General features: G+C 43.8%; 18 protein-coding genes. 5 read left to right on the top strand and 13 right to left on the bottom strand.

Annotated elements, in window-relative coordinates; all coding sequences use genetic code 11:
- Positions 1–24: 24 nt before the first annotated feature.
- Positions 25–2,211, bottom strand: a complete 2,187-nt coding sequence (locus tag FET73_RS05615) for a malate synthase G (protein WP_154222919.1) — start codon at positions 2,209–2,211, stop codon at positions 25–27.
- A gap of 237 nt (positions 2,212–2,448) precedes the next feature.
- Between FET73_RS05615 and FET73_RS05620 the strand changes: the two genes are divergently transcribed.
- Complete coding sequence (locus FET73_RS05620; RefSeq protein WP_154222920.1) at positions 2,449–4,044, top strand: isocitrate lyase; 1,596 nt, start codon at positions 2,449–2,451, stop codon at positions 4,042–4,044.
- Positions 4,045–4,155: 111 nt separating this feature from the next.
- On the opposite strand, the gene FET73_RS05625 is transcribed toward FET73_RS05620, so the two are convergent.
- Positions 4,156–7,299 carry an efflux RND transporter permease subunit gene (locus FET73_RS05625; protein WP_154222921.1) on the bottom strand — a complete coding sequence of 1,048 codons (3,144 nt, stop codon included), beginning with the start codon at positions 7,297–7,299 and terminating at the stop codon, positions 4,156–4,158.
- A complete protein-coding gene (locus FET73_RS05630) occupies positions 7,292–8,425 on the bottom strand; it encodes an efflux RND transporter periplasmic adaptor subunit (protein ID WP_154222922.1) in 1,134 nt (377 codons plus the stop codon). The genes FET73_RS05625 and FET73_RS05630 overlap by 8 nt, the downstream gene beginning before the upstream one ends.
- Positions 8,426–8,632: 207 nt before the next feature.
- Here FET73_RS05630 and FET73_RS05635 point away from each other — a divergent pair, with 207 nt between their 5' ends.
- Positions 8,633–10,429 (top strand): DUF885 domain-containing protein, encoded by a 1,797-nt coding sequence (locus FET73_RS05635; protein WP_154222923.1) that lies wholly within the window; start codon positions 8,633–8,635, stop codon positions 10,427–10,429.
- A 128-nt stretch (positions 10,430–10,557) separates the two neighbouring features.
- Here the strand turns inward: FET73_RS05635 and FET73_RS05640 are convergent, their stop codons facing one another.
- The 4 genes from FET73_RS05640 to FET73_RS05655 all read right to left on the bottom strand — a co-directional run bounded on the left by FET73_RS05640 (position 10,558) and on the right by FET73_RS05655 (position 12,893).
- Entirely contained in the window at positions 10,558–10,920 is a 363-nt protein-coding gene (locus FET73_RS05640; protein WP_218944269.1) for a hypothetical protein, read from the bottom strand.
- Positions 10,921–11,004: 84 nt separating this feature from the next.
- Entirely contained in the window at positions 11,005–11,547 is a 543-nt protein-coding gene (locus FET73_RS05645) for an NADPH-dependent FMN reductase (protein ID WP_154222924.1), read from the bottom strand.
- 315 nt (positions 11,548–11,862) lie between these two features.
- On the bottom strand, positions 11,863–12,300 hold the full coding sequence (locus tag FET73_RS05650) for a hypothetical protein (protein WP_154222925.1): 438 nt from the start codon (positions 12,298–12,300) through the stop codon (positions 11,863–11,865).
- 203 nt (positions 12,301–12,503) lie between these two features.
- A complete protein-coding gene (locus tag FET73_RS05655) occupies positions 12,504–12,893 on the bottom strand; it encodes a RidA family protein (protein WP_154222926.1) in 390 nt (129 codons plus the stop codon).
- Positions 12,894–12,933: 40 nt separating this feature from the next.
- On the opposite strand from FET73_RS05655, the gene FET73_RS05660 reads away from it, so the two are divergent.
- Positions 12,934–13,491 carry an ECF-type sigma factor gene (locus tag FET73_RS05660; RefSeq protein ID WP_154222927.1) on the top strand — a complete coding sequence of 186 codons (558 nt, stop codon included), beginning with the start codon at positions 12,934–12,936 and terminating at the stop codon, positions 13,489–13,491.
- Between the two features lie 13 nt (positions 13,492–13,504).
- Positions 13,505–16,519, top strand: coding sequence for a serine/threonine-protein kinase (locus tag FET73_RS05665; RefSeq protein ID WP_154222928.1), 3,015 nt, complete (start codon positions 13,505–13,507; stop codon positions 16,517–16,519).
- A 12-nt stretch (positions 16,520–16,531) separates the two neighbouring features.
- Here the strand turns inward: FET73_RS05665 and FET73_RS05670 are convergent, their stop codons facing one another.
- Both FET73_RS05670 and FET73_RS05675 read right to left on the bottom strand, forming a co-directional pair.
- Positions 16,532–16,900: a cupin domain-containing protein gene (locus FET73_RS05670; protein ID WP_154222929.1), complete on the bottom strand. Its 369-nt coding sequence runs from the start codon at positions 16,898–16,900 to the stop codon at positions 16,532–16,534.
- On the bottom strand, positions 16,897–17,796 hold the full coding sequence (locus tag FET73_RS05675) for a 1-aminocyclopropane-1-carboxylate deaminase/D-cysteine desulfhydrase (protein WP_154222930.1): 900 nt from the start codon (positions 17,794–17,796) through the stop codon (positions 16,897–16,899). Before FET73_RS05675 ends, FET73_RS05670 begins: the two co-directional genes overlap by 4 nt.
- A gap of 111 nt (positions 17,797–17,907) precedes the next feature.
- Here FET73_RS05675 and FET73_RS05680 point away from each other — a divergent pair, with 111 nt between their 5' ends.
- Entirely contained in the window at positions 17,908–19,689 is a 1,782-nt protein-coding gene (locus FET73_RS05680; protein ID WP_154222931.1) for a monovalent cation:proton antiporter-2 (CPA2) family protein, read from the top strand.
- Here the strand turns inward: FET73_RS05680 and FET73_RS05685 are convergent.
- The 4 genes from FET73_RS05685 to FET73_RS05700 form a co-directional block, all read right to left on the bottom strand.
- Positions 19,682–20,608, bottom strand: a complete 927-nt coding sequence (locus FET73_RS05685) for an ABC transporter ATP-binding protein (RefSeq protein WP_179952117.1) — start codon at positions 20,606–20,608, stop codon at positions 19,682–19,684. The two genes, FET73_RS05680 and FET73_RS05685, sit on opposite strands and share 8 nt — an antisense overlap.
- Entirely contained in the window at positions 20,605–21,426 is an 822-nt protein-coding gene (locus FET73_RS05690; protein ID WP_154222933.1) for an ABC transporter permease, read from the bottom strand. The genes FET73_RS05685 and FET73_RS05690 overlap by 4 nt, the downstream gene beginning before the upstream one ends.
- Before the next feature lie 59 nt (positions 21,427–21,485).
- On the bottom strand, positions 21,486–21,944 hold the full coding sequence (locus FET73_RS05695) for a lysis system spanin subunit (RefSeq protein ID WP_154222934.1): 459 nt from the start codon (positions 21,942–21,944) through the stop codon (positions 21,486–21,488).
- 180 nt (positions 21,945–22,124) lie between these two features.
- Complete coding sequence (locus FET73_RS05700) at positions 22,125–22,637, bottom strand: GNAT family N-acetyltransferase (RefSeq protein WP_154222935.1); 513 nt, start codon at positions 22,635–22,637, stop codon at positions 22,125–22,127.
- Positions 22,638–22,817: the final 180 nt, after the last annotated feature.

The raw sequence follows: 22,817 nt of genomic DNA on the forward strand, positions 1-22,817 counted from the left end.
AAGCTTGTCTGGACCTGAGGGTACTCAGCTGATTTGGCTTTTTAACTTCAAACGATACACATGTAACAAAGGCTCGGTATAACCACTGGGCTGTTTCTGGCCTTTAAAAACCAAGTCCAGTGCAGCAAGGTACGCGATGTTGTTATCCAAATCATCTGACATGTTTTTGTATTGCTTATCGCCTGCATTTTGATCATCAACCACTTTGGCCATGCGTTCAAAAGTCGCTCTGACCTGGTGTTCACTACAAACACCGTGCGCCAACCAGTTACAAATATGCTGACTAGAAATACGCAAAGTGGCACGATCTTCCATCAAACCCACTTGATGAATATCGGGCACTTTTGAGCAACCCACGCCTTGATCAATCCAACGCACCACATAACCCAAAATACCTTGGGCATTGTTATCCAGTTCGTTTTGAATCTCTGTTTCGGTTAAATTCTTTGGCTCATCACACAATGGTACGGTCAACAAATCAGTTAAAGAAGCTCGCGTTCTTTTGGCTGTTGCTTTCTGTACTTCAAAAACATTCGTTTCATGATAATGCATGGCATGCAATGTCGCGCCATTAGGCGACGGTACCCAAGCACAGTTAGCGCCCGATTTCGGATGGCCAGATTTTTGATCCATCATTTGTGCCATTTCATCTGGCATGGCCCACATGCCTTTGCCTATTTGCGCTTTGCCACTGAAACCACATTCAAGACCGATGTCCACATTCCAGTTTTCATAGGCTTTTATCCATGCCATGTCCTTGATGGCAGCTTTTGGTGCCATGGCGCCCAAATGCATGCTGGTGTGAATTTCATCACCGGTGCGGTCTAAGAACCCGGTGTTAATGAACACGATGCGATCTTTCACTTGCCTGATACATTCTTTTAAGTTCACCGTGGTGCGACGTTCTTCATCCATGACACCAATTTTTACCGTATGCCGAGCCAAGCCCAAGGCGTCTTCTACCCGATTGAATAAAGTGTTGGCAAAAGCAGCTTCCTCTGAACCGTGCATTTTTGGTTTGACTATATAGACACTGCCTGTACGTGAATTTTTCAATTGGCCCAAACCTTTGAGGTCATACATGGCGATCAAGACACAGACCATGGCATCCATGATACCTTCCGGCACTTCATGACCGTTCCTATCCAATATGGCGGGATTTGTCATTAAATGGCCGACATTTCTACAGAACAACAAACTGCGACCTGGCAATGTTAAGTCGCTGCCTTTCAATGAGGTGAACTGTTTGTCATCAGCCAAAACTCGGGTCATTGTTTTACCGGCCTTGTCAAAGGTATCTGATAAGTCACCACGCATCAAACCCAACCAATTGCGGTACACGCCGACTTTATCTTGCGCATCAACTGCCGCCACTGAATCTTCAAAATCCTGAATGGTGGTTAAAGCCGCTTCCATGACGATGTCTTTGACGCCTGCTTTATCAGACCCGCCAATTGCTGTGGTTTTGTCTATTTCAATCATCACATGCAAGCCGTTGTTCTGTAACAAAACTGAAGACAATTTGTTTTCAGTGTTCTGATATGCCAAACACTGTTCCTGCTGTTTCAAACCAGTCACGGCGCCGTTTTCTAAAGAGATTTGTAACGATTGATTGCTCACTTCATAACTGACCACATCTTTATGCGAACCTTGCTCTAATGGAAAATGCTGATCCAAAAAGGCACGACCATAATCAATCACTTTCTGACCCCTTACCGGATTGTAGCCAGCTGAATTTTCTGCACCTTCAGTTTCTGGAATCACGTCCGTACCATAAAGCGCATCATATAAACTGCCCCACCGTGCATTGGTCGCATTCAAGGCGAATCGTGCATTGGCCGTCGGCACAACCAACTGTGGCCCAGCTTGTGAGGTAATTTCTGTATCCACATTGGCTGTGGTGATACTAAAAGTTTCACCTTCTGTTTCTAGGTAGCCAATGGATTTTAAGAACTCCTGATAAACCGTAGGGTCAAATGAGCCTTTGTTATGTACATTCCATTCATCAATTTGCTTTTGTAATGCCCCTCTTTTCACTAACAACTGATGGTTAACTGGACTCAGTTCATGAACAATTTGAGAAAAGGCCTGCCAAAAACCATCTGTGGATAATCTCAATTCAGACAACAAGTCCGGCAAAACTTCATTCTCAATGAATTGAGAAAAAATTGGGTCAACTGACAGGTCTGATTTGTATATATATTTTGGCATATTTAACTCTTTATTGGTCGGTGTTAAGACAGAAACCTTTTTATTCTACAGCAAGGTTTTAGACTAAAAACTCTAAAAGTATAATTTATCCTGAAAATAATTTAATGTCTTTAAAATTCACAAAAAACCCTTTATTTGTCGCTAAAGTGTGCTTAATATGCTGTTAAGCGTAATTCAAACGTTTGTTTGACATTTGCGTACAACCTGAAATATTGACTTAAATAGAGGAAACAATCGATGTTAAATTATCAAAAAGAAATGAATTCTGCAGATGGCCTGATCAAGAAAAATCTGTCTACTTGGGATGCCATTAACCCAGAGTTTGTTGCCCGAATGAAACTGCAAAACAGGTTCAAAACAGGTCTTGATATTGCAAAGTACACAGCCGCCATTATGCGCAAAGACATGAAAGACTATGATGCGGATTCCTCCCAATATACCCAGTCTTTAGGTTGCTGGCACGGTTTCATTGGCCAACAAAAAATGATTGCTGTTAAAAAGCACCACGGCACCACAGATAAACGTTATCTGTACCTGTCTGGTTGGATGATTGCCGCCTTGCGTTCTGAATTCGGCCCTTTACCAGACCAGTCAATGCATGAAAAAACCAGCGTGCCAGCGTTAATCAAAGAATTGTATGACTTTTTAAAACAAGCTGATGCCAGAGAAATTCGCCAATTATTCGCAGCATTAGATGATGCCAAAGCAGCAGGTGATGAAGTCGCAGTACAGCGCGTTCAAGACAGCATTGATAATTTTCAAACCCATGTGGTGCCGATCATTGCTGATATCGACGCTGGTTTTGGTAACGAAGAAGCGACCTATTTATTAGCCAAAAAAATGATTGAAGCCGGTGCTTGCGCCATTCAAATCGAAAACCAAGTATCAGATGAAAAACAATGTGGTCATCAAGACGGTAAAGTGACTGTACCACATGCTGATTTCATCGCCAAAATCCGCGCCGTACGCTATGCTTTTTTGGAACTAGGCATTGATGACGGTGTGATTGTAGCCCGCACCGATTCTTTGGGAGCAGGTTTAACCAAGCAAATCGCAGTCACAGAAAAGCCCGGAGATTTAGGTGATTTATATAACTCATATTTAGATTGTGAAGAAATTTCAGCCGATGAAATGAACAACGGCGATGTGGTATTAAACCGCAATGGCCAATTGTTAAGACCTAAACGCTTGGCCAGCGGTTTGTTTCAATTCCGCGAAGGCACAGGAGAAGATCGCTGCGTACTTGACTGCATTACCAGCCTGCAAAATGGCGCTGACCTGCTGTGGATAGAAACATCCACACCACATGTGGGCCAAATTGGTGGCATGGTCAAGCGCATCCGTGAGGTGGTCAAAGACGCCAAACTGGTATATAACAATTCACCGTCATTCAATTGGACACTCAACTTCAGACAACAAGCTTATGACCTGATGGCTGAATCTGGCGAAGACGTCACAGCCTATGATCGCGCTGGTTTGATGGACGCCAAATACGATGACACTGCTTTGGCGGTCACTGCCGACAAAATGATCAAAGCTTTCCAGATGGATGGTGCCCAAGGTGCCGGTATTTTCCATCACTTGATCACCTTGCCCACCTACCACACCACTGCTTTATCTACGGATCAATTGGCCAAAGGCTATTTCGGCGAAGAAGGCATGTTGGCATATGTCAAAGGTGTGCAGCGCAGAGAAATCCGTGAAGGCTTGGCTTGTGTTAAACACCAAGACATGGCCGGTTCGAACATCGGTGATGACCACAAAGAATACTTCTCTGGCGCAGCGGCCCTCAAAGCATCAGGAGAAGACAACACCATGAACCAATTTGATTGATTTTTGATTTAAAGAAACGCAATCAATGAGCTGGCAGTTTGTGCCAGCTCATTTTTTTACCTTACCTAAAACATGAAAACGTGGAAACATGACAGACTCAACACACCCACACTAAGTTGCTTCAAGCTCACCTTCAGGCTCCTTTAACAAACCCATCAACAATGCCGGTAAAAAGGTCAGACTTAAGAAAGTTGAGACAAAGATTCCGCACATCACAATCAAGCCAACGCCGCGGTATAACTCGGTGCCTTCGCCGGGTAGCAGCACCAATGGCGCGAGGCCGAAGATGGTGGTGGCGGTGGACATCAAGATCGGTTTGAGGCGTTTTTCGACCGCGGCTCTGACGGCATTTTGGACAGTTTGGCCTTGTTCTAAAAAGCGCCTGGTTTGGTCGACAATCAAAATCGGGTTGTTAACCACTGTACCGAGCAAGATTAAAAAACCCAGCATGGTGATCATGTCAAACGGCTGGTAGCCGCCGAGTCCAATGCTGGTCAAGCCGGCATTGACTGCATTGATCACAATCAAGCCCAATAAACCACCGGCCATGCCCAAAGGCACGGTCGCTAAGATAAACAAAGGATAGCGCCAATGGGTGAATATTGCCACCAGCAGTAAATAGATCAGCACAATAGCAATAGCAAAGTTACTGGACAAGGCATTTTGGGTGGCTTCCAACTGATCGGCGGCACCACTGATACTGACATTGATGCCTTGGGCAATGCTGCCTTGTTGGTACAAAGCAGGCAACAAGTCATTACGCACCATGGCTTCTGCGGTTTCTAATGCCACATCGCGCGGTGGAATGATGTACACCGTTACCGTGCGGTTACCATCGACCCGGCGTACCGAATCACTGTTTTTGCTTTCAACCAAATCTGCAATGGCATTCAAGGGAATCACACTGCCTTGTGGTGTCACCAAGGGTGATGAAGCCAGGTCTTCAATGGTTTGTTTATTACCGGCGTTGCTGAACATGAAGATGTCCACTTTGTCATCGTTGAGGATAAATTCATCGACATAAGCACCATCACTGATGGCAGAAACGTTATAACCAAAATCTCGGTTACTGATGCCCAATTCTGCCAGTCTTTGCCAGCGTGGGCGAATTTCTATCAAAGGTTGGCTCAAGGTCAGTGAATTGGGATCTGAGTTTATTTGTGGCTTGTCGAACACAATTTCAGCTTGGGAGTAAACCGCTTCCGCTGCTTGATAGAGGTCGTTCAAATCATTACCTGCCAAATCAACTGCAACCGCACGCGTGCCGCCATTGTTACTTGAAATTATGGAACCGCGTGATGAAAAAGCCCGCATGTGCTCATAACTTCTGAATTTTTCAGTGATGGCATCCATCATGGCATTGATGTGTTGCGCATCTACTGGCGCACTTAATACCCAAATACTGCCTATCGAAACCCGCATGCTGTAATAGGCCAGTGGTGGCATATTGGTTTTACCGCTTTCAAAATCATCTGGCTTGGCATCAACAAATTCTTTGAAATAGCCACGCAGTTCGTCACCAATTTTTTCCATTTCCGACAAATTATAATTCGGTGGTGCAAACATCCTTGAAAAGGCTTTCGGCTCTTCACCTTCCGGCAAGTATTCTGCTGGCGGCATGAATACATAAGCACTTCCCAAAATAAATAATATAAAGGCAGCTGCTGTTATCCGCGCTTGTTTTTTACTGGCAGAAAAAACAGCCACCAAGCGCATCCAACGGCCACTGAGCTGTATGGACCTGCTGTTTTTATCGTCTTTGGCATTGGACTCTTTACCGAAGTTGGCCATCGCCACAGGTACCACAAATATGGCCACCAACATCGAGGCAATGATGGCGCCAGAAATGGCAATGGCAATGTCTGAATACAGTTGACCCGCTTCCTGGTCAATAAACAGAATCGGTGCAAACACCAGTATGGTGGTAGCCGTAGAGGCCAGCACGGCTGACCAAACATCAGAAACACCTTCAATCGCAGCTTTGAATCGACTGAGGCCTTTTTTCCGGTATTGCATGATTGATTCCAATACCACAATGGTGTTATCCACCGTCATGCCTATGGCAAAAGCCACGCCAGCCAGTGAAATCACATTGATGGTTCGACCAAAGGCCAACAAAGCCAGAAACGAAGCAATGGTACAAATCGGAATACCCATCACGCCTATCAGGGTTGAACGCCCGGAACGCAGAAAGTAAAACATCACCAAAGTGGCTAAGATGGCGCCTAAACCCAAATTCACCCAGACATTTTGTAGTGAGTTTGATACATACTGCACATCGTCGCTGATCAACCTGAGTCTGAGGCCATTTTGTTTCAATAAGGTTTTATTCAGGTCTTCCACCAAGGGTAATAATGCCGTTTTTATGGCAATCACATTCGACCCACTTTCTCGGCGCACGGACATCGATAAATTTCGCTCGCCATCTGAGTATGATTTGTCGCGGGTTTCAAAGTGATCCAGTGTAACTTCTGCTATGTCTTTCAAATACAGGTTGGCGTTGTTTGTGCGGGTAATAATTAAATTTTCTAGTTCATCTAATTGTTCAAAACGACCCACCACCCGTAATAAATAACGGCTTTTTCCACTTTCCAAATCCCCAGCTGAAGCATCCGTGTTGCGTGCCCGAATGGCATCTCGCACCTGTGTCAAACTAACCCCTCTTTGTGCCAAGCGAGCGGCGTCTATTTTGATTTGAATTTGTCGTGCAGAACCACCACGCACATCCACTTGAGAAATGCCTTCAACACTTTCCATCCGGGGCCTGATGTAATCATCAGCAAAATCGCGCAACATGTCCACGTCCAATTGCATCGGGTTTCCGGCTAACGGCGACAACCTGAAGTGCATGAAGGCATTACTCGAAAATGAACTTGAATACAGCCGTGGCTGATCGACATTTTCTGGATAAGCGGGGACCTGGCTCAAAGCATTACTGACCCGAATCAATGCTTCGTTGGCATCCACCCCAAAAGGGAATTCCAGCTCAATTCTAGATGAACCCATTTCGGCAGAAGACACCATCCGTTTTAAATTGGGTAAACTGCGCAGGTATCGCTCTTGCTCAATCAGTATTTCTTTTTCAACGTCCTGCGGGGTGGCACCCGACCACCCAGTTTGCACAGTGATGGTCCTGACTTCTAAATCTGGAATCATTTGTATGGGAATGTTAACCGACGCCACGATGCCCATGATGCAGGTAATCAGCACCACCACAGTGACAAGAATACCGCGCCTGACCGTTGACTCAATCATCTTCGCTTCCGCTTATCACGTTCACAGTCACTGGCATACCTTCTTGCAAAAGCTCAACAGCAGTGATGATATAGGCTTGATCGGCAGGCAGATTATAAACAGCCACTTTATCATCTGGTAAAGTTGTGTAGCTGGTCACAATGCGTTTAGCGGTGTTATTTTCAACCACAAATACACTGCTGCCACCATCAGGATGCTGCTTAATGGCATAGCGTGGTAGAACAAAAGCAACTTGGTCACCATCAGGCAACGCAATTTCTGCTCGAGCGGACATCCCAGCCACTAAATTTTGACTGTCAGGTAAATCAATTTGAGCAGTAAAAGTACGGGTTGTTGAGTCAGACACAGGTACCAAACGGCTTAATTTAGCAGCAAAAGGTGCTGAACCTGCAGCATCAGGTATGACTTTAATTGAGACCTCTGCATGTGTAATCAATCGACTGTAATATTGCTGGGGAATCGCCACCACCAACCTCAAGTCATTTTGCGCCACCAGCGTCAATACCGCCGTTTGTGGGGTAACCCACTCGCCCACATCGACATTCCTTTGTCCAATAACACCATCAAAAGGTGCCAACAAACGGTGTCGTTTTAAACGCTCTTGCTGTAAATTTAAACTGGCTATGACCCTGGCCAACTCTGCTTCTGTACTGGCTACCATGGAAGCACGTTCATCAATCAAGGTTTTTGCCACCATGTTTTTTTCAGACAACCTTTGCGCTTCTGCATACAATCGCTTGCTTTCTTGCCTGTCAACTTCGGCCACTTCAACCTCTGCCAAGGCACCCTGAACTTCCAACTCCATCAATTTGCTGTTCAAGCTCAGCAGCACTTGCCCTTGGGTGACGTTGTCTCCAACCTCTACATTCAATGCCGCAACCAAACCTGATTCCAGTGGTGCCAGGCGTGCATTTTGTTTCGCTTCAACGGTGCCTGTTAATACAATATTTTGTCCGCTTCCAAGTGGTTGTGGGTATATAGCATCCACCTTAATGGGATCTTGTGCCATGGCAACGGAGCACCCAATAATTAAAGCTGTACAACTTAAAAGCAGTGATTTCAACGCGGCATGGGTGGTTTTGTTGATGTTACAAACATTGGCTGCGATGGAATTCGATTTAAACATATTACCTCTGTGGTCAAAATAAAATCAGTAAGTGATGTGGGTTAAATTCAATTTTATACAATTCTAACAGAAATCAATTTATTCAACTGGCCGCTTTAAATTTTGTTGAGCTTAATTGTTATAATGTCAGAAAACCAATAACCCATGTAACTATAAACCCATTCGACCGTTTCTCACTTTTTAACCCCATATAAGGACTTTTTCACTATGTCAAAACTTTGGAAATTCATCAAACGCAGCATTCAATTGGCGCTGTTGGTATTGGTGGTCTTTTTGGTCAACCTGATTTGGTTCAGACCGTTCTCTATCAACCATTTCTACGACAAAATCTTTTTAGAGTTTGCCTGGAACAGCCCCGAAACATTAACCAGTATTGGCATGGGTTTCAAGAATGATCAACTAGACGATAATTCCTTCGCCGCTGATGAAGAAAGTTTGGCGCTGCTACAAAAAGATTATCAGCAATTACTGGCCTATGATCGCGAAGACTTAACTGGCCAAACCGCTTTGTCATATGACATCTTGAAATTCTTCCTTGAAGATTCTTTATCTGGTTTGAAATACAAGTACCATGGCTACAGCGTGACACAACGCGGCGGCAGTTACCAATCGGTGGTTAACTTCATGACCAGCACACATGAAATTGAAGACCAAGGTGATGCCGAAGACTACTTGTCGCGCGTTTCTCAAATCGGCAACAAGTTTGACAACACCTTGGCTTATGTCAAAAAAGAAAAAGAAATGGGCATTTTACCGCCACGCTTTGTCATCACTAAAATCATCGAAAACCTGCATAACTTACGCGATCCTGCGGTTAACGAGCACCCTTTGGTGGTTGACTTCAATAAAAAAGTCGATGCTTTGACTGAAGTGGAATCCAACGAAAAAGATGCTTTGAAAGCCCAAATGCTGGATCACATGAATGACGTTGTCTTGCCTGCTTATGACCGTTATTTGGCCTTGTTTAATGAACTAAAAACAGTCGCCACAGATGATGCTGGCGTTTGGAAACTGCCTGATGGCGAGGCTTATTACCAAAGTCGCATCAAAGCCATGACCACCACAGACTACACTGCCGCTGAGTTGCATGCTGTTGGTTTGTCAGAAGTTGAGCGCATCGTCGGCGAAATGGATGGTATATTAAACGAACAGGGTCGAACTGAAGGCACTGTCGGTGAACGCATGTTGGCTTTGAATGAAGATCCCGAGTTCCTATATCCTGACACGGACGCAGGCCGAGAACAAATCCTCAAAGACTATGAAACCATGATCAATGAGATCGATGCCGACATGGAGAAAGTCTTCGCCGTTCGCCCCAAAGCTGGCGTGGTGGTCAAGCGCGTCCCAGAATACCGACAAAAAACAGCTTCAGGCGGTTCATACTCAGCACCTTCGCCTGATGGGTCCAGACCCGGTATTTTCTACGCCAATTTATATGACATCAAAGCCACACCCAAGTGGGGCATGAAAACATTGGCCTACCACGAAGCCGTACCTGGACATCATTTCCAAATCGCCATCAAGACCGAATTAGAAGGCTTACCGATGTTCAGGAACTTCATCGGCTTCACCGCTTATTCTGAAGGCTGGGCGCTTTATGCTGAAAGACTGGCTTGGGAACAAGGTTTTCAAGAAGAGCCGTTCAATAACTTAGGCCGCTTACAAGCCGAATTACTGCGCGCCGTGCGCTTGGTCGTAGATACCGGTATACACTACAAACGCTGGACAAGAGAACAAGCCATCGATTACATGGCATCCACCACCGGCATGGCCATGACCGATGTTGAATCTGAAATCGAACGCTACATCGTCTGGCCCGGACAAGCCTTAGCCTATAAAGTCGGCATGTTGAAAATCATGGAACTGCGCGAAAAAGCCGAAACTGAATTAGGCGATGCCTACGACATCCGCGAATTCCACGACGTGGTACTGAAAAACGGCGCCGTCCCCATGACTATACTTGAACGCTTGGTTGATGAGTATATTGCTGAAAAGAAAGCTTAAGGTTTTGAAATGCTTACACAAGTCGCGAAAGCGGCTTGTGTGAACGCCTCGTTAATAGCCGCGCATTAAATGTTTGGTAGAAACACGCCATTTTAAGCGCGTCCTTTTTAAACGTTTTGTAATGTTTTTCAGTATTCCTCACCTTCATCTCCTATTATCTTTGCGTTTAGTAATACAGCTATTTTTTTAGCCTTTTTAACTGTGGATTTGTCATAGCTGAAAGATACAGTGCCATTTGAGAAAGTGAAGTAGAATTTCTTTTTTAATACTGGAGTTGTCCAAACGCAGCTATTCGGTGTATCAACTTCAATAAGCTCACCTGTTTTCGGATTTTTAGCAACAAAAGTGTCTTGGACAGTTAACGAGTTATCTCTTTCACAAATGGTGAGCCACTCTAACTCTGATATTTTTTGTTCACGCTCAATATGTAGACTGTAACCTGCCATAGCTTTCCAACTTAATAAAAGTGAGAGTATTAAAAACTTCTTCATAGCTTTAGAACAACATAACGCCCGGCTCACGCGCCGGTTTGGAGCCGCGAAGCGGCGGAAAAGCGGTCGCCGTGCAGCCGATTGTTAGGCTTGGCCGCCACTATTCTGGATCGCTGCTTCAAATTTGCTCAAAAACGTCGAAATTTGCGACTCATACTCCGGAACCGCAACGAATTCTTCGATTTCTTCTGGGGACTTTCCGATAAGAGGGATACGCAAAAACATGTCTTCCAGAAAATTATCGCTGACTGTGGAAAGCACTACCCTTAGAGAAGCGAGCATATCGTCACCACGGTGAGAAGCATGTACTAAAGCTATGGGTTTGCCTATAACTTCGAAACGAGAAACCATCCAATCAATGGCATTTTTGAGGCCACCCGGAATGGATCGGACGTACTCTGGACTCGATATAATAATGCCGTCCACAGCAGAAACCGTTCCCATAAATTCGCGCACCGCCACTGGTGTTGCCTCATCTTCAGAGTCTGGAGAAAAAACGGGCAGCAAATCTAGCCTATGAAAAACAGACAACTCGATGCCATCCGGAGTGAGGCTCTTCATAGCCCTCAGTAAAGCCGTATTGGTGGATGCTTCTCGGGCGCTTCCGGAGATGGCTAGTATTCTCATGTTGTCCTCTTTTTTAGCCTAACAATTTATTAAATACACATTATAAGTAATTAACAAAGTATAACCTGGCTATTTCAGGGTATTTTTAGCTTGATAATTCGATTATTTATTTTTATTAAAACAATTAATGTGTTTTTATTCTTCAAATATGAGTTAAAACAGCTCAAATGCGTCGTTAACACTATTATCCGAGATAATACGCTGTTTCTTTCAAAATTTATTGCCTCAATAACCAAGCCAATAGACTGCACTAGTGCGCCCAATCAGCCCAGTCACCAGTTGATTGATTCAACTGGTGACTTAGTGAGCACTAAATCAATTATCTTTGAGTGATTCTGCGGCTTTAACGCCTTCAGCATTCACTTTATGATTGGCTTCATCAAGGTGCTTTGCATCGGCACTTGGCATCTTACATTTCGGACTGAGGGTTGTCCCCCAAGCTTGGAAAGTAATAGAACCACTGCCTTCACTGTGTGTGATACTGGGCGAACAATCTTTACTTTTCCCCAGAATGGCTTTGATTTCAACGGTGTATTCCCCACCAATAGGCACACCATTCAAACTTTGGCATTTGGTTTTACCTATAGCAAAACTGGATGACCAGTCTGTCTTAAAGTGACCGGATTTAATCCGCATTTTAGCTGCGTATCCTGCACCCACAAGTAAAGACACACATGCATCGCTGGCCGCAAAGACCACTCCCGGTGAAGACAACAAGATTATAAGCAGTAAGATTGATTTGATTTTTTTCATTTTAATTCCCCTTAAATATTAATAATAGATATAAACAGCATCACACGAGATGCCACTTACAGTAAGCGGAATCAATTATTGTGTGTGTGAGCTGATATTAATATGCTCCAAAAGCGGATCATTTGCAACATATTCTACAATTATTATGCGTTTTTCAACTGAGCACTGTTGTACATAATATCAACCTAGGTTCAGCGAAATACTCATACAGGTTGTCTCGCTGTGACTTCAATCTCTACTTTCATCTTTTCATCGAGTAATCCCGCTTCAATCATGGTGGCAGCTGGTTTGGCTTGTGCAAAAGCTTTTCTTAAAACGGGCCAACAAGGTTCAAAATCGGCTTTGTTAGGGTAGATGTAATTAACACGCACCACATCATCCAAACTGGCACCGGCTTGTTTTAAAGCTGATTCGATGTTTTGAATGCATTGATACGTTTGCGCTACCACGTCATCGCTGATGCTCATGTTGCTGTAATCATAGCCTGTGGTGCCTGAAACAAAGACCCAGTCACCGCATATCACGGCGCGTGAATAGCCTATTTTTTCTTCAAACTGTGAACCACTTGTGATGTTTTGTCTGTTGTTTGTCATTTCTGATGCCGCTGTTCTGTATTTGAGCTAAAATCATAACATGCAACAAATTCAACAAGTGACTCAATACTTAATGGCCTATCAGCAAGGTGATAAAACGGCCATCAACCTAGTGGTTGATTGCCTTTATGATCAGCTGTGCAAAATGGCCAACAGTCAGTTGCATAAGTACAATCAAAACACCAGCATGGGCGCTGAATTGGTTCATGAGCTGTACTTAAAAATCAACAAATCGAACAATTTGAACGCCCAAAACCGACAGCATTTTCTGGCCATTTCAGCCACCGCCATGCGTCAAATTATCATTGATCAAATCAAAGCCAAAAACAGCATCAAACGTGGCAAAGACATGGTGATGACCACATTATCCAACCAAGCCAAAACCTGGGTCGATAACCATTTAGAAATCCTCGCCGTGGATGAGGCTTTACATAAATTAATGGATTTAGAGCCCACTTTGGCCTCGGTTGTTGAGTGTAAGTATTTCGCTGGCTACACCGAAACTGAAATCGCAGAAGCTTTGAACATCAGCGAACGCACCGTCAGACGACATTGGCAGCGGGCCAAAAAGTGGTTGGCCTTGGAATTAGGTAATTAATTGAATAACAGACATGGATAAAAACGACATCATTAAAAAGGCTTTGTTGCTGGAAACGCAGGACAGAACTGCTTTTTTAGAAGGCATCAATGACCCTGAAATGCGTCAAAAAGTGGCGTTTATCCTCAATGATGACACCGAACTCACCTCTTTTGTTCTCAACACCGCGGCCGCTGATGTGGCCATGGATACCGTACTTTTTAATGATTTAAAGCCTGGCCACAAAATCAATCACATCACCATAAAGTCATTGATTGGCAAAGGCGGCATGGGCAATGTTTATTTAGGTTACGATGAAACACTGAAACGCAATGTGGCCATCAAAACCATTCGTCCTGAATTTTTAGCCAACCCATCAACCCAACAACGCTTCATGCAAGAAGCACAAATCCTGTCCCAAATTAACCATCCGGCCATTTGCCAAATATATGATTACATTGAATCTGACTCAGGTAATCTGTTGGTACTTGAATGGATAGATGGCAAGATGTTGAGCCAACAAAATCTGCCACCCAAAGACGCCCTTAAAGTGCTAGAAGCGCTGGCATCTGCCTTACATGCCGCCCATGAAAAAGGCATCATTCACCGCGACCTGAAACCTGATAACATCATGATCACAGCCGATCATCAGGTGAAAGTTTTGGATTTTGGCATCGCGCAATCTGTTTCTGACTTGAACAAAGACCATTCACCAATCGGTACCCTACGTTACATGAGCCCTGAACAGGCCAATGGTGATGCCATTGGCTTGTTCAGTGACATTTATGCCTTTGGCCTCATCATGTCTGAGGTACTTTCTAAGGAAGATTGTTACCGTTACCATGACACCGAATCTTTGATGAATCAGGTGGCCGAAGCTCAGGTTCACGTACCCACTGACATCAAGAAGCCATTCAAAAGCATCATCAGCCAATGTGTGGCCAAAGATGCTTCAATCAGGCCAACGGCCCAACAATTACAGCTGCATTTAAATAAATTACAATCCAGTTCGTTCAAACATTGGCTTACAGCAGGCTTAATTATATTGCTTTCTGCCTCAGCCGTTTTGGGTCTGCATTTTTGGAACAAATACCAAGCTTCCTTGGCCTTTGCTCACATTGACAGCCGCATTGATTCCCTACATTTACGCCAAGGCAAAATTGAAACGCTACCTGCTCACGACACCACCATAAAAAACAAAGCACTTGCTGAACAAGGACAAGACATCCGCACTGCCATTGCGTCCAACACCACACTCAGTAACAGCCAAAAACTTTACCTAAGTGGTCAGCTTGCCTATTTCAACAGAAATTACAGCCAAGCCATTGAACAGCTTAAAGATGCCTTTGAACTACAGCCTGAAAATCGAGATCTGGCCCATTTGTATCTGTTGGCATTGAGTCAAAATTATTTCCAAATATTGTCACAAAACATTGAAGACACTTCTTTGGCTCAACAAGAAAACAGCCAATTATCAAAAGCCCAAAAGCAACTTGAGTTGGCTTTGAATGAAATCAATCAAATTCACAATTTCAAAAACCACGCCGCTTTGCCACTTTTGGAAGCAACCAACCACATAATAGCCAGCGAATATGATGCAGCCATCGCAGCTGTGGTCACAAAAACATCAACTGATGAAGGTCAATATGCCCCGTTTTACTTGGCTGGCATCATTAAAAGACAACAAGGTTTGGCAGCATACTTCCAAGGACAATACGCAGCGTCATTGACATTTTTAGATCAATCCATGCAACACTTCAAAAAATCCAATGACTTGGCTCGAAGTTATATGGGTAATTATTACGAATTTTGTTACTTAGGTTCCCATATACTCAAAGTCAATCAACACCACAGCTCAGATGTAAAAGACCATTACCAAGAAGCCATCGATTTGTGTCAACAAGGCCTGACCATAGACCCGAATGACCAATTTATCATGGGTCAATTGGCCACTATTAACTGGCGCTATGGCCAATGGCTACTGACACATGGACAGCGTCCAGACGATTATTTTCAGCAATCATTACAGTGGGGCGAACGTTCACTGGCTGTTTCTGAAAGTGCTGATGCATGGACAAATCAAGGCATAGTCTATGATTTAATCGCCCTCCAAAAACTCGAAGCTGGAATTAATCCAGAAAAAGAAATCACTCAAGCGCTGGCAGCCTACGACAAAGTCAACATACTCAACCCGGCTTTGATCACTTCGACAACGGGCAATCAACTTTATGCCTACAATATATTGTCACAGTTTCAAGTGTTGAAAGGTGAGGAGGTCAGTGAAACCGGATTGAAAGCTTTGGATTTAATCGCTCAAGCCACAAAGCACCCACAATTCAAAACATCAGATGCAGCCAATATCTATAATAACTTTGCTTACATCGCTTTATTGGCTGCCTTTTCTGAATTTGACTTTAAAAGAGACCCTCAAATTTGGCTTAATCATGCCAAAGATTATTACAGCCGTGTTGAAACTGAATTGGGTAACAAAAGTATATTTGCCATTGCTGGCTTGGCTGAAACCTATTGGTTTGAAGCTGAAGTTGGCTACAACCATGGACTCGATGATTCAGGTTCAATAGAAGCGGCATCAAAACACATAGACGAGGCCTTGGCTTTGAGCAGACAATACTATTGGATGCCTTTAAGCAAAAGTAAAATATTGATGCTGAAAGTCAAATCCTCCTTATCAAAAGATGTCACTGCTGATATGGCTTTGGCCAAAACACTGATAGATGAAAGTGTGGCTTTGAACGCCAAATATGCAGAAACCCATGTGGCATTGTCTTATTGGCATTATTTACAAATACAGGCCACAGACCTTGATGCCGAAAACAAAACACATTACCAAATGGCACTGGCCAGTGCCGATAAAGCATTGGTGGCAAATGCACACACCGCCCAAGCTTATTTGCTCAAAGCAGCACTGACTAAATTAGCTCAAGACAAAGGCATTCCACATAACCATGAGCCAGAAAGCATTCAGACATGGAAGCGCAAAGCCAAAGAACTCAACCCGCACGCCAGACTGTGGCCCTTACCCCAATGATTTAATTAGCGACTATATCCAGACATCATTTTCAGCTGTGCGTTCGTTGACTTCGCCTGTATTGATAACACCTCTGGGCTCAACAATCATCACCGTACACACTTTTTCTGCCACTGGCTTGTGCATCACACCTTTGGGTACGACATACATGTCACCTGCTTTCAAGTGTACGGATCCATCAGGAAGCTCAATAGTTAATTCACCTTCTTGAATCAAAAAGGCTTCGTCGGTGTCATCGTGTTTGTGCCAATCAAACTCACCTTCCAATTTAGATAATTTGAATTGGTAGTCATTCATTTCAGCCACCACTTTTGGCGACCAACGGTCATCGAATAAACTGGCTTTCTCTCTTAGATTAATGGCTTTATTTTCTTTGTTCATGATAAATGTTCTGATCCATATGTGCCGCCCTGCAAGCCACCGGTGTGGATGATCAAAGGTCGGTCTTGTGCTGTGATTTCACCTTTTTGAATCATATCATTCAAGGCAAAAAATGATTTTGAGTTGTATATTTTGTCCAATTTAATGCGGTGCTTTTGTTCAAATTCAATGCTGAATTTAACCAATTCTGGTGTGAATTTGGCATAGCCACCAAAGTGGTAATTGCTCAACAAACACCAATCTGTTTTCTCGTCCGCCTCACCAAGCAACTGAATTATATCACTTTTTACGCTATGTAAACCTTTCAATACAACTGTTCCAATTACTTGACTTGGCAGTTTATGCTTTGCTACACCTAATATGATGCCCGCCAAAGTGCCGCCTGTGCCTACAGGACAAAGAATATGACTCGGGCTGATGTTTTCATCCACCAATTCATCTACCAACTCAGCCACGCCTTTAACCGCCAATTCACCACTGCCACCTTCAGCAATGAGGTATGGATTTTGGATTTTTGACAACAGCTTTTTCACTTTTTCTGCATCGGCTTTGAGGCGAAAATCACTGCGGCTGACAAAAAGAAAGTCCATACCGTATTTGGCCGCATCATGTAATGTGTGTGACCACAAATCTGGTCTATTTTCTAATTCCTCTCCTCGCACCACACCAACAGATTTAAAACCTGTTTCTCGCGCAGCATAGGCGGTCGCTACCAAATGATTCGAATAGGCTCCTCCAAAAGTAATTATCGATTTTGTTGATTGATGCCTTGCTTCGATTAAGTGGTATTTCAACTTGCGCAATTTATTGCCCTGCACGACGTGATGGTTCAAATCTTCTCTGAGCACACATACGGCTACACCCTTGATGTTGATTTTATCGATAATCATGCCCATAGTTTACCTTCAGTGTGTGTTTTGGCGGTAATTCTTTGACCTTCAGCAAAAATACCGACCAGGCCTCACTGCTCTGATAAAATAATGCAATAACTCATTGAGAAAGCAACCATGCACTTAGATTTTACTCACATTGAATTGTTCTTTTTACAAGCTTTGGCATTATTGACCGCAGCCTGTTTTTTTGTGCCCTTGTTTAAAAAACTGGGTTTGGGCACTGTGCTGGGTTACTTGATTGCTGGTGTGGTGATTAACTGGATTTATTCCGGACAATTTGCTGACCACCCTCAGGAGTTGCTCCATTTTTCAGAATTTGGCGTCGTGTTGTTCTTGTTCGTTATTGGACTGGAATTGAATCCCAGTACCTTGTGGCAAATGCGCAAAGACATTTTTGGCCTGGGTCTACTACAAATGGCCGTTACTGGCTTGGTTTTGACCGCCCTGTCCTTGGCTTTTGGTATGACCTGGCAGTCTGCCCTGGTGATCGGCATGGGCATGGCCTTGTCTTCTACCGCCATTGTGATGAGCAGCTTGGATGAAAACGGCGAACGCATGAGCGCTCATGGCCGCAAGGCATTTGGCATTTTGTTGTTTCAAGACTTGGCCATTGTGCCTTTGTTGTTGATGGTCACTTTATTGGCGCCCAGTGCTGAATCTATGACCATGCAACAGAGCTTGGTCAGTGTCGGCATTGCAGCAACAGCGGTCATTTTATTGATTTTAATTGGAAAATTTGCGCTCGACCCTTTGTTTAACTGGTTGGCAAAAAGTAAGTCACACGAAATCATGACTGCCTGTGCCTTGGCTATTGTTATTGCCGCGGCGATGCTGATGGACATTGCTGGCATGTCCTATGCCATGGGTGCCTTTATTGCAGGCGTGATGTTGGCAGAGTCGAACTATCGCCATGAAATGGAGGCCAATATTGAGCCCTTCAAAGGTTTGTTCTTGGGCTTGTTTTTTATGGCTGTTGGTTTGTCTGTTGACCTTTCGGTGGTGCAAAGCCAATGGTTGACCATCATTCTCATTGCCCCTTTGGTTATGTTGATCAAAGCACTGGCTTTGTATTTGGCGGCTAGATTGACTGGCCATTGCCACAACACCTCGGTTCTAACAGCCATGGCTTTGCCTCAACTGGGTGAATTTGGTTTCGTTTTATTCACCGCAGCCAGCGCTGCATTTTTGCTTGACGGACCATTGGCTTCTTTGCTGATTGCCATCACTTCTATGACCATGGTTTTGTCTCCCTTGTTCAGCATGATTACGCCTTTGTTGTTACACAAAGATCAAGAAATGAACATTGAAGAAAACTTCGATGATGCCTTAGGAAAAGTTTTGATTATTGGCTTCGGTCGCTTTGGTCAAATTGTTTCACAACCCTTATTTGCCGACGGCATGAGCATCACCATTTTGGACAATGATGCCAAGCGTGTACAAGAAGCCAAAAAATTTGGTTTTCGAGTCCATTTTGGTGACGGGTGTCGGCGCGACATCTTACGCGCAGCTGGCATCAATAATGTCCAAGCCGTGATCGTGGCCACAGACAAACCCTCAGTCACCACAACAATCATTGACACCATCATAGCCGAAAAACCCAAAGTGGCCATCTATGCCCGTTCTTATGATCGCCGTCACTCGATAGAAATGTATGCCAAAGACATTGAATATTCTGTGCGCGAAACCTTTGAGTCGGCTTTACATTTAAGTCAAGTGGCCTTGCGTGGTTTAGGGGTAACTGAAGATGACGCCATTGCGCATGTGGATGACATCAGAAAAAGAGACCGCCAACGACTACGTGAACAAGTAGATGGCGACATGCAGTCAGGAAAAGAGCTGTTACTCAATAAACCTGTAGAGCCTGAGTTATTAAAACAACATAAATCCGTCATTTGAACTGATCGGTCATGTACTCCTGTAAACGCTCGCCTTTGGTAAATTCTTTGTAAACCAAGTTAACAGATTTCAACAAAGTCAAAGCTTTAATTTCAATGCCTTCAGTGTCTGATGGGTCGTAATATAAGACCAGCAAGCAACTACCAGGTTGACCCACTTTGATGCGCTTGACCCAAGGTGTTTCATTGAGCTTCTGAATCTGGTCTTCGGTAGGGTGTTCAGTTAACTTAATCGTTAAAGCTTCTTGTTGAACAACAATTGTATCAATGGTTTGGTGGGCATGAAGTTCACCTTTATTCAATATCACCACTTCTTGACACAGGTCTTCTATCACCGCCAAGTTGTGAGAACTGATGATGATGGTGGCTTTGTTTTGTAAACGCTTGATGACCGCTTTGATGGCATCTGTGGTGCTGGGATCAAGGCCAGCCGTTGGCTCATCCAATAAAATCAATTCAGGACTGCCCAATATGGCCTGAGCGATAGCACATCGCTTCAACATGCCGTGACTTAACTGTTCTGGCGTTTTGTTTTGTGCTTCTAACAAGCCAACATCTTGCAGCACTTTCAATGCTTCATTTTTGGCTTGCTTTTGTTCAAAACCTTGTAATTCAGCCAACATGCTGAGTTGTTTTTTGATAGATAAAGATTTTAATAACCGCGCATCTTGAGGCAAAATAGAAAACCTCGCCTTTAATAGAATATCATCAGGCCGACAACCTAAAACAGTGACATTACCTGTACTGGGTTTAAGAAAACCACAAATCAATGACATCAATGTGGTTTTACCGGCACCATTGGGACCAATTAAACCCGTTGTGATGTTGCTTTTGATGGATAAATTGATGTTTTTAACTGCCAATTGGCTGCCAAACTTTTTCGTCAACTTTGTGGTTGAAATGGCTAACTGTTGACTCATATGTCTCTCCTTGAAAATAAAACCCATCCGGCCCAACCGTAAATCAACACGTAAATCGCATTCATCACTAAAGCCTTCAACCAATTAGGTAAATCAAGAATCAATAACCAAGGCTTGCTGGCATTAGGCAGAATATATGACACCACATCTGACATCGATTCAGATTGAAATCCAATCACAGATACAATCACTGTGATAATGAAATAAAAACCGATCCCCAACAAAGCCGACAAACCCGCTGAACCCACCAAGGCAGAACACAAAGACATCATGGCAATGAAAGGCAAAACATACAAAGCCAATGACAAGTACACCCACAACCAATCTGATAGCAAAGACATCACATTAACTTCATTTACCACAGACACCCACAGTACAGCGATTATAGAAATCACAAAGTATGCCAACCAAACCAACAACGCACAGCCAATAAATCGACCCAGATAGATTTCATTGCGGTGACACCTGGGCAATAAAAATCGCAAGTACTTACTGCCTATGTCATTGGCTGTTTGATCACTGGCTGCGAACAGCACAAACAAGGGTGCGGTGTTCATTGCCACCAGATAAAAAACAGAAAAACTGGGGTCACGGTTAGCAAACAACGACCGTGCTGTTTGCTGGTCAAACAGCCATGACATCAACATGGTGCCCTCAGGGTTTTTCAACCACTGGGGGTTGATTAAGTGGAATTTAGAAAATACCCACAACCAAAACACAGCAAAAAAAACCAGAAATAAAACGCCTCTGGCACTGCGAAAAGCATAGGTTAAATCATGTGAAATGATTGTTTTTAATGTGTGAAAACGAATGTTCATGAACTGTATCGAAAAAAGGAGCGAAAAATCGCTCCTGTTATTTTTTTAAATCTTGTGTTTTATTCTGCCGTTTCTATCGGCTGTTCGGCACCACCGCCCATTGATTTTGCACATATAATGGCCAACACACCACCAACGATACCTACAATATTAGTGATTCCAAACGCTGTTATCAATATGCCAATGACTTCGCCTAAAATGGCCATACCGCCAGCTATCATGATGAATTGCGGCTTTTTGTTGGTGAACAAGAACACAGCACCGGCAATCAATATACCCACACTGACTAAAAGGTAGACGCCAAAGGCCATGAAACCCATGCCACTTGAACCAACTTCTTTCGTAACGCGATCTAATTCTGCACGTTGCTCTGATGTCATTTCATTTTGTTGTACATATTCCGAATTCACAGCGCCTGACAAGCCCGAAGTGGCTGCACCACCACCTAAATATGCCAGTCCTGCAAATAAGTTAAATAATGCGGCGATGATTAGGATTACTCCTGCTGCAACTTTCATGATTTTCTCCCAGTTTTGTTTATAAAAAAATGTGTTTTTCGAGTCGAAAAGCCACCACCAAGCAATTTGGCTTATTTATTCTATCACATTTGTTTACAATTGAAGTGCCGGTATTTTTAAGCACCTTTGCTTATCACAAAGAACTTTTGGTCAAAATAAACACATCAACACGGCTTATATTTATGTGATTCGTGCCATCAAATATACGTCCACATATTCTCCACTTCGATAAGCGTAATTTTTCGCTCTGCCTTCAATTTCAAACCCATGGTTTTGATAGAGTTTCAAGGCTGCAGGATTGTCGGTATACACTTCCAGTTCAATGCGCGTCACTGCCTGCCAATTTTCGGCTGTGTCTATGGCTGACGCCAACAAAGTACGAGCCACACCTTGGTTTCTGTGCTGTTCTGAAACCGCCATACCCATGTTGGCCACGTGTTTGCGCCTTGGGTGAGTGAAAATTTCCATGCCCAATTGACCTAACAATTCTTCACCATCTTCATATCCACCAATGGCCACCAAGCTGATGAAGTTGGCTTGCGGCTCTTTGAGCCTGTTTTGCCACATTTGTTCTGATGCGAATGGCTGTTGCAAGGTGCCAGCGTAACAAGAAGGTTCTGCATAAAGCGCTTTGATGGCGGGTATGTCCTCAGGTTCTGAGTGTCTGATTTGGATTGTTGATTTGTGGTTCATTTTTAAAAGTGATTTTTAACAAAAGCATACCATGACCTGATCAAATATCCACAAAACGCTGCGCGTTGTTTGCTTCGCAAACGAGACCCCCGCCTTCGCGAGGGTGACTGTAAGCAAGGCCAAAACCCACTTCCAACCCGTCATTGCGGCGAAGGCCGTAAGGCCGTGAGCAGAGCGAAT

Source organism: Marinicella rhabdoformis (genome assembly GCF_009671245.1).
Lineage (GTDB): Bacteria > Pseudomonadota > Gammaproteobacteria > Xanthomonadales > Marinicellaceae > Marinicella > Marinicella rhabdoformis.

Coding starts and splice junctions, on each gene's coding strand:
- FET73_RS05685 (WP_179952117.1), bottom strand. CDS start 20,608: ATGAGTCAACAGTTAGCCATTTCAACCACAAAGTTGACGAAAAAGTTT.
- FET73_RS05690 (WP_154222933.1), bottom strand. CDS start 21,426: ATGAACATTCGTTTTCACACATTAAAAACAATCATTTCACATGATTTA.
- FET73_RS05675 (WP_154222930.1), bottom strand. CDS start 17,796: ATGGGCATGATTATCGATAAAATCAACATCAAGGGTGTAGCCGTATGT.
- FET73_RS05615 (WP_154222919.1), bottom strand. CDS start 2,211: ATGCCAAAATATATATACAAATCAGACCTGTCAGTTGACCCAATTTTT.
- FET73_RS05655 (WP_154222926.1), bottom strand. CDS start 12,893: ATGACAAACAACAGACAAAACATCACAAGTGGTTCACAGTTTGAAGAA.
- FET73_RS05680 (WP_154222931.1), top strand. CDS start 17,908: ATGCACTTAGATTTTACTCACATTGAATTGTTCTTTTTACAAGCTTTG.
- FET73_RS05640 (WP_218944269.1), bottom strand. CDS start 10,920: ATGAAGAAGTTTTTAATACTCTCACTTTTATTAAGTTGGAAAGCTATG.
- FET73_RS05660 (WP_154222927.1), top strand. CDS start 12,934: ATGCAACAAATTCAACAAGTGACTCAATACTTAATGGCCTATCAGCAA.
- FET73_RS05665 (WP_154222928.1), top strand. CDS start 13,505: ATGGATAAAAACGACATCATTAAAAAGGCTTTGTTGCTGGAAACGCAG.
- FET73_RS05670 (WP_154222929.1), bottom strand. CDS start 16,900: ATGAACAAAGAAAATAAAGCCATTAATCTAAGAGAGAAAGCCAGTTTA.
- FET73_RS05645 (WP_154222924.1), bottom strand. CDS start 11,547: ATGAGAATACTAGCCATCTCCGGAAGCGCCCGAGAAGCATCCACCAAT.
- FET73_RS05620 (WP_154222920.1), top strand. CDS start 2,449: ATGTTAAATTATCAAAAAGAAATGAATTCTGCAGATGGCCTGATCAAG.
- FET73_RS05635 (WP_154222923.1), top strand. CDS start 8,633: ATGTCAAAACTTTGGAAATTCATCAAACGCAGCATTCAATTGGCGCTG.
- FET73_RS05630 (WP_154222922.1), bottom strand. CDS start 8,425: ATGTTTAAATCGAATTCCATCGCAGCCAATGTTTGTAACATCAACAAA.
- FET73_RS05650 (WP_154222925.1), bottom strand. CDS start 12,300: ATGAAAAAAATCAAATCAATCTTACTGCTTATAATCTTGTTGTCTTCA.
- FET73_RS05695 (WP_154222934.1), bottom strand. CDS start 21,944: ATGAAAGTTGCAGCAGGAGTAATCCTAATCATCGCCGCATTATTTAAC.
- FET73_RS05625 (WP_154222921.1), bottom strand. CDS start 7,299: ATGATTGAGTCAACGGTCAGGCGCGGTATTCTTGTCACTGTGGTGGTG.
- FET73_RS05700 (WP_154222935.1), bottom strand. CDS start 22,637: ATGAACCACAAATCAACAATCCAAATCAGACACTCAGAACCTGAGGAC.